Annotated in this window: 4 protein-coding genes; 3 read left to right on the forward strand and 1 reads right to left on the reverse strand. The window is 69.5% G+C overall.

What is annotated here, in order from left to right:
- The first annotated feature begins 137 nt into the window (after positions 1 to 137).
- Both bagA and bagB read left to right on the forward strand, forming a co-directional pair.
- On the forward strand, positions 138 to 1,115 hold the full coding sequence (gene bagA, locus ABT288_RS39435) for an ATPase BagA (RefSeq protein WP_351618683.1): 978 nt from the start codon (positions 138 to 140) through the stop codon (positions 1,113 to 1,115).
- On the forward strand, positions 1,112 to 2,578 hold the full coding sequence (bagB, locus tag ABT288_RS39440) for an ATPase BagB (protein WP_351618686.1): 1,467 nt from the start codon (positions 1,112 to 1,114) through the stop codon (positions 2,576 to 2,578). Before bagA ends, bagB begins: the two co-directional genes overlap by 4 nt.
- Before the next feature lie 487 nt (positions 2,579 to 3,065).
- Here bagB and wblA read toward each other — a convergent pair whose 3' ends face one another.
- A complete protein-coding gene (gene wblA / locus ABT288_RS39445) occupies positions 3,066 to 3,404 on the reverse strand; it encodes a transcriptional regulator WblA (protein ID WP_063777071.1) in 339 nt (112 codons plus the stop codon).
- 494 nt (positions 3,405 to 3,898) lie between these two features.
- On the opposite strand from wblA, the gene ABT288_RS39450 reads away from it, so the two are divergent.
- Positions 3,899 to 6,217 carry a transglycosylase domain-containing protein gene (locus tag ABT288_RS39450; RefSeq protein ID WP_351618688.1) on the forward strand — a complete coding sequence of 773 codons (2,319 nt, stop codon included), beginning with the start codon at positions 3,899 to 3,901 and terminating at the stop codon, positions 6,215 to 6,217.
- The last annotated feature ends 78 nt before the right edge of the window (positions 6,218 to 6,295 follow it).

Below are 6,295 nucleotides of genomic sequence, written 5' to 3' on the forward strand. Positions count from 1 at the left end.
CGACTGTAGCTGCTGTGGCCGGTGGGGCTGGCGGCCGACCGCCGGCGGCGTTGTCCACAGGCTGGGCGGCCGGCTGTGACCTGCGTTATCCACAGCCTCCCGCGTGAGTGTCGAGCGGACTGGTTAGTCTCGAAGGCGTGAGCAGGCTCCAGGTCGTCAGCGGCAAGGGCGGGACCGGAAAGACGACGGTCGCCGCCGCACTGGCGCTGGCCCTCGCGACCGAGGGGAAGCGGACGCTTCTCGTGGAGGTCGAGGGCCGGCAGGGCATCGCCCAGCTCTTCGAGACGGAGGCGTTGCCGTACGAGGAGCGGAAGATCGCGGTCGCTCCCGGGGGCGGCGAGGTGTACGCCCTCGCCATAGACGCCGAACTGGCCCTTCTGGACTACCTCCAGATGTTCTACAAGCTGGGCGGCGCGGGCCGGGCCCTGAAGAAGCTCGGCGCGATCGACTTCGCCACCACCATCGCACCGGGCATCAGGGACGTCCTGCTCACCGGCAAGGCGTGCGAGGCCGTCCGCCGCAAGGACAGGAGCGGCCGGTTCGCGTACGACTACGTCGTCATGGACGCTCCGCCGACGGGCCGCATCACCCGCTTCCTGAACGTCAACGACGAGGTGGCGGGCCTGGCGAAGATCGGTCCCATACACAATCAGGCGCAGGCGGTGATGCGGGTGCTGAAGTCGCCGGAGACGGCGGTGCACCTGGTGACGCTGCTGGAGGAGATGCCGGTCCAGGAGACCGCCGACGGCATCGCCGAACTGCGCGCGGCACGGCTGCCGGTGGGCCGGGTCATCGTGAACATGGTCCGGCCGGAGGTGTTGGACGCGACCGACCTGGAACTCGTACGGACCGTGGAGCGTTCCTCCGTTGCACAGGCGTTGTCGGCGGCCGGTCTGGGCGGGGCCCGGCGCGGCGGGAACGCGGAGAAGCTGGTGCACCCGCTGCTGGACCAGGCGGCGGAGTACGCCGAGCGGCACGCGCTGGAACAGGAGCAGCGCGCGGTCCTCGGCGAGCTGGGCCTGCCGCTGGGCGAACTGCCGCTGCTCGCGGAGGGCATGGACCTGGCGGGCCTGTACGAACTCGCCACCGAGCTGCGGAAGCAGGGGTTGACATGAGTCCGGACCCGGCCGAGGCACCGGAAGCACCCGACGCACCCGGGACAGCGCAGACGGCCGTGGGCCCGGCGAAGGCGGCGGGGCCGACGAAAGCCACGGGCCCGGCGAAGACCGCAGGACGGGAGAAGCCCGACAGGCCGGTGAAGGCCGGCGGGTGGGAGAAGGCCCACGGTCTCTCCCCCGCGCGCGTGCTGGACGTCGACCGGCTGCTGGACGACCCGAAGACGCGGATCGTGGTGTGCTGCGGCTCGGGCGGGGTCGGCAAGACGACGACCGCGGCGGCCCTCGGCCTGCGGGCGGCCGAGCGGGGCCGCAAGGTGGTCGTGCTGACCATCGACCCGGCCCGCCGACTGGCCCAGTCGATGGGCATCGACTCCCTCGACAACGTCCCGCGCCGGGTGAAGGGCACCGAGGGCGAGGGCGAACTGCACGCCATGATGCTCGACATGAAGCGCACCTTCGACGAGGTCGTGGAGGCGCACGCGGACCCCGAGCGGGCGGCCACGATCCTGGCGAACCCCTTCTACCAGTCGCTCTCGGCGGGCTTCGCGGGCACGCAGGAGTACATGGCGATGGAGAAGCTGGGCCAGCTGCGCGCGAAGGACGAGTGGGACCTGATCGTCGTCGACACCCCGCCGTCCCGCTCGGCGCTGGACTTCCTGGACGCGCCGAAGCGGCTGGGCTCCTTCCTGGACGGCCGGCTGATCCGCCTCCTCACCGCCCCCGCCAAGCTCGGCGGACGCGCGGGCATGGCCTTCCTCAACGTCGGCATGTCGATGATGACCGGCACGCTCGGCAAGCTGCTGGGCGGTCAGCTGCTGAAGGACGTGCAGACGTTCGTGGCCGCGATGGACACCACCTTCGGCGGGTTCCGTACGCGCGCGGACGCCACGTACAAACTGCTCCAGGCGCCCGGGACGGCGTTTGTCGTGGTCGCGGCCCCGGAGCGGGACGCGTTGCGCGAGGCGGCGTACTTCGTGGAGCGGCTGGCCGCGGAGAAGATGCCGCTGGTGGGCCTGGTGCTGAACCGGGTCCATGGCAGCGGCGCCGGCCGGCTGTCGGCCGAGCGGGCGCTCGCCGCCGCCGAAAATCTTGAGGACTCCCGCATTGTGGATCAGGGGGGCGGGAAAGCTGGACTTCGTAACTCTCCCGACTCATACGGCAGTTCGCGATCTCCCGCATCCGAGGCCGCAACCGACGCCCCGGCTTCCGAGGAAGGCTCCCCCGCCGATACGGAGCGCACCGTCGACCGGCTCACCGCGGGCCTGCTGCGACTGCACGCCGATCGCATGCAGCTGCTCTCGCGCGAACAGCGCACGCGTGACCGTTTCACCGCCCGTCACCCCGAGGTGGCGGTCGTCGAAGTAGCCGCGCTGCCCGGCGATGTCCACGACCTCGTCGGCCTGCGGGACATCGGCGCCCGGCTGGCTGCGGGCGCGACGGGGCGGACGGAGCTGCCGTAGCACGGCCAAGGCCCGACGGCTGCGGGGCCGCATGGCACCGGGCGTGGTGCACGGTCGTACGTGCGTGGGTGGCACACGCGCGGCCGGACGTGCACAAGGCGTGCACGGACAGCGGAACTACGCGTGCACGGACAGCGTGAGTCACCTGTGCGGACGGCGTGGGTGTTCGTCCGCAGGAACGGCTCGGCGGCTCACGCACGGACGCGAGGCCGGCCACCGGCTCAGCGGGCGAGGCCACAAGGCGGACGGCACCACGAGTCCGGTCGTGGCTTCCCCAGGCGTAGGCCGGACCGGCGCTTCCCGCGCCCCGTCGTTCCCGTGCCGCTTCCCGCACCCCGGCGGCATGGATCCACTCGGCGTCCCCGGGCCTGTGCCCGACCCTGTTTTCCGTGGCGCGCGCCAGAAGTCTCCCGCGGCGTGTGCCAGAGCGGACCGGATCGGGGCCTTGTGCCCCAGGGATGTGCCGGAGGGAACGCCCTCCGCCTCCTCAGCTCACCGCCGCGTAGTTCTCGTACACCTCGTCGTTGTCGAGGGGCACGATGCCCGTCCCCCGCTCGTACTCCGAGCGGGCGGTCTCCAGGAGCCTGCGCCAGGAGGTCACGGTGGGCCGGCGGCGCAGCAGTGCGCGGCGCTCCCGCTCCGTCATGCCTCCCCACACGCCGAACTCGACGCGGTTGTCCAGCGCGTCGGCCAGGCATTCGGTGCGTACCGGACATCCGGTGCACACCGCCTTGGCCCTGTTCTGTGCTGCTCCCTGAACGAACAGTTCATCCGGATCGGTAGTGCGGCAGGCAGCCTGCGCACTCCAGTCGGTTACCCAGCCCATACCGGCGCCGTCCTCTCCCGAATCGAGGCTCCCCCACGGCGGCAGCGGCATATTCACCGCCGCCAGTTGAGGACGTTACGGAAGGTGGGCACAGCGCAACACCCCCTTCGGGCCCAATCTTGAATGGCCCGAACGGACTATGGGTTAACGGCAGATCACCCGCGGGAGTGAGCTGACGACATACGCGACCATCCCGGCAAACCGGGACAGCTGTGGTTCGCCACAACGGGCGCCGGGTGACACACGAGGCGGATTCGGACACGTCCCCCTCAGGAGCCGGTCACGTCCCCGCGCCAAAAAACGGGCTACGCCCGGAACGATTCGGGGTCGCCGGACGTATTGATACGTGGCCGCACTGCTGTGACAGTTGAGAGCAGCTTAGGCCAAGGCCTGCGCGCGTGTCCGGCGAATGGAAACGTAGGGCGTCGCCCTTTGCCGTGCCGTGACGCGGCCGCTCTTTCGGAACGCTCATCAGTACGGATTAGGCTGCCCCCATGCCAAAGAAGCGCTCGGGCGCTGGTCTGTCGCCAACGCAGCAGGCCGCCAAGTTCCTCGGTGTCAGTGTGCTCGCCGGAGCCGTGATGGCGGGCATCGCGCTGCCCGCGGCCGGCGCGCTGGGCCTCGCGGCCAAGGGCACGGTGCAGAGCTTCGACGAGATCCCGGCCAACCTCAAGAGTCCCCAGCTCAGTCAGCGCACCACCATCCTGGACAACCAGGGCCAGCAGATCGCGAGCGTCTACTCCCGCGACCGTACGGTGGTGGACCTCAAGGACATCTCGCCGTACATGCAGAAGGCGATCGTCGCGATCGAGGACGCGCGCTTCTACCAGCACGGCGCGATCGACCTCAAGGGCGTCCTGCGCGCCCTGAACAAGAACGCGCAGGAAGGCGGCGTCGCCCAGGGCGCCTCCACGCTCACCCAGCAGCTGGTGAAGAACTACTTCATCGAGGAGGCCGGCGACGACCCGACGAAGGTCGCCCAGGCCACCCAGCAGACCCTCGGTCGCAAGATCAAGGAACTGAAGTACGCGATCCAGATCGAGGAGAAGCTCGGCAAGAAGAAGATCCTCGAGAACTACCTGAACATCACCTTCTTCGGCGAGCAGGCCTACGGCGTCGAGGCTGCCTCCCAGCGCTACTTCTCCAAGCACGCCAAGGACCTGAACCTCCAGGAAGCCGCCCTGCTGGCCGGCATCGTGCAGTCCCCGAGCCGCTACGACCCGGTCAACGACGAGGCGGAGGCCACCAAGCGGCGCAACACCGTGCTGCAGCGGATGGCGGAGCTCGGCGACATCTCCCAGAAAGAGGCCGACCAGGCCAAGCAGACGCCGCTCGGACTGCACCCGAGCCAGCCCAAGAACGGCTGCATCACCGCGGTCAAGGGCGCCGGCTTCTTCTGCGACTACGTCCGTGACGTCGTCCTGAACGACCCGGTATTCGGCAGGACCAAGCAGGCCCGGGCCAAGCTCTGGAACCAGGGCGGCCTGACGGTCCGCACGACGCTCGACCCGCAGGCGCAGGAATCGGTGCAGACGTCCATCAAGAACCACGTCTACCAGTCCGACGCGGTGGCGACGGCCGCGACCATCGTCGAGCCCGGCACCGGCAAGATCCTCGCCATGGGCCAGTCCCGTCCGTACGGCTTCGGCGCGAACGAGACGCAGATCAACCTCTCGGTCAACTCGGACATGGGCGGCGGCGCCGGCTACCAGCCCGGTTCGACGTTCAAGCCGATCGTCGCGGCGGCCGCGATCGAGGGCGGCAAGCCCCCGACGCAGAAGTACCCCTCGCCGTACGAGATGCCGTACCCGAGCCCCGTGCAGGCGTGTGACGGCAAGCTCTGGCGCAACGATCCGAACAACCCCGCCAAGCTGCAGAACGAGAACGAGTCGGAGCACGGCCCGTACGGCATGAAGGAGGCGACCGCCAAGTCGGTCAACACCTACTACGTGCAGCTGATCAGCGACATCGGCATCTGCCCGGTCACGGAGATGGCGAAGAAGATGGGCGTGCGGCGCGCGGACGGCCGGGCGATCGACCAGGCCCCCTCCATCGCGCTCGGCACCCAGGAGATGTCGCCGCTGACAATGGCGAACGCGTACGCCACCTTCGCCTCGCGCGGTATGTACTGCACCCCGGTCGCCATAGAGTCGATCACCCAGAAGGTCGGCAGCGAGGTGAAGTCCCTCCAGGTGCCGAAGTCGACCTGCTCGCGTGCGATGTCGGAGAAGACCGCCGACACCATCAGCACGATCCTCAAGGGCGTGGTCGAGGACGGTACGGGTCAGCAGGCCGGCCTCGGCGACCGCCCGAGCGCGGGCAAGACGGGTACGACGGACGAGCGCTACGCCGCCTGGTTCGTCGGCTACACCCCGAACATGGCGGGCGCGGTCTGGGTCGGCGACCCGGCCCACAAGCGCCAGATGAAGAACATCACCATCGGCGGCGTCTACAACGAGAAGGTCTACGGCGGCCAGGTCCCCGGCCCGATCTGGCGCGACATGATGACCGGCGCGCTCAGCGGCAAGCCCGTGGAGGACTTCCACCTGATCGACATCCCCGACGACAACAAGGGGGACGGTCAGGGAAAAGGACACGGGGGGAACGGCGGGGGGAAGAACGGGGACACCACGGGCGGGATCGGCGGACTGATCGGCGGGCTGACGGCCGGGGGAACGACAGTCGGCGGCACCACGGGTGACACGACCGGCGGCCCCTTCCCGACGCCGACCATCTCCCTCCCGGGCAACTTCATCCAGGGGCAGGGGAACGGCGGAATCAATGGGAACGGAAACGGGGGCGTGCGGGGGTAACCCCTGATGTGAGTACGACCTGATGTGAGTACGGCGGCGGGGCCGCACCCCTCGGTTCGATCGAGGGGTGCGGCCCCG

It is taken from the genome of Streptomyces sp. NPDC001093, from assembly GCF_040298985.1.
GTDB lineage: Bacteria > Actinomycetota > Actinomycetes > Streptomycetales > Streptomycetaceae > Streptomyces.

Coding starts and splice junctions, on each gene's coding strand:
- bagB (WP_351618686.1), top strand. CDS start 1,112: ATGAGTCCGGACCCGGCCGAGGCACCGGAAGCACCCGACGCACCCGGG.
- wblA (WP_063777071.1), bottom strand. CDS start 3,404: ATGGGCTGGGTAACCGACTGGAGTGCGCAGGCTGCCTGCCGCACTACC.
- ABT288_RS39450 (WP_351618688.1), top strand. CDS start 3,899: ATGCCAAAGAAGCGCTCGGGCGCTGGTCTGTCGCCAACGCAGCAGGCC.